This window comes from Psychrobacter sp. 1Y4, from assembly GCF_051847555.1.
In genome coordinates this window covers 1-934 of record NZ_JBPYDE010000239.1, presented here as the reverse complement: position 1 = coordinate 934, position 934 = coordinate 1, and the positions used below count along the sequence as shown (strand labels likewise).

Annotated in this window: 1 protein-coding gene; it reads left to right on the top strand. The window is 42.5% G+C overall.

Annotated elements, in window-relative coordinates; all coding sequences use genetic code 11:
• Positions 1 to 390 precede the first annotated feature (390 nt).
• Positions 391 to 924, top strand: coding sequence for a type IV secretion protein Rhs (locus ACS8FC_RS15500; RefSeq protein ID WP_439297427.1), 534 nt, complete (start codon positions 391 to 393; stop codon positions 922 to 924).
• The last annotated feature ends 10 nt before the right edge of the window (positions 925 to 934 follow it).

The following is a 934-nucleotide window of genomic DNA, read 5'->3' as shown; positions in this document are numbered from 1 at the left end:
AACGGTCCATTGGCTACAATGGCGGACATTGAGAGATTTTATAGTCAAATCTAAACAACGACATACTCTTCTACAGTTACCACTTTTATTGAAGTTAAATGCGATTGTCCGCTTGGCATGATTCTCGCAGCAACTTCGCCATGACAATGAGTATTAGACATCAGCAGTCAAAGTAGGCTAATTTATAAATAGGGTACTTGCTATAAGTAATACACGCTAGGCTAACGCAAAAATATCTTAATGAAAGCTAACGAAGCGTATAGCTTATGTCCCCAGCACTTTAGTTTTAATGATTCATCCATATTAATGGCTCAATGGTAACGATTAGAACGGTTTACCAAATATCATTTATTATCACCAGCCTAGTAAATATAAGGTATTACATTGACGATGTCTGGACAATCTCTCAAGCGTTTGCTTAATCGATATTCACGCAGTAGCGCAAAAAAACAGCAGTCGCATTGTCTGACAGTTGGTGAGATAGCGTTGGCGCGCTCGGTGTTTGGTGACAGTATCAGATTAGATGAAGTGCGACTAAAAACCACCTGGTGGGTTCTCAAAAACTATGCGGTAAGTCCGAATGGTCATATTTACTTCAATCCAGCCGATTGGATCGATGATTTCAGTGCGGCCTCGCTAGGCAAGCAGAGCTGGCTCATCCACGAGCTCACTCACGTGTGGCAGCTACAGCAAGGATTGAAAGTCGTACGCGGTGCCCTTATCGATCGGCGATATGATTATGTACTAGAGACAGGCAAATCGTTTTTTAAATACGGGATTGAGCAGCAGGCGCGCATGGTTCAAGATTATTTTGTCCGTCGTCAGCGCGGACAGGACTGCCAAGATTTAGAGGCCTGCATACCATTTTTGACTGTGAATCCTCTCACTCAAATAAAAAGTGCTAATCACGCTTCTAACGCTTAGTTTTTGTCTG

Coding starts and splice junctions, on each gene's coding strand:
- ACS8FC_RS15500 (WP_439297427.1), top strand. CDS start 391: ATGTCTGGACAATCTCTCAAGCGTTTGCTTAATCGATATTCACGCAGT.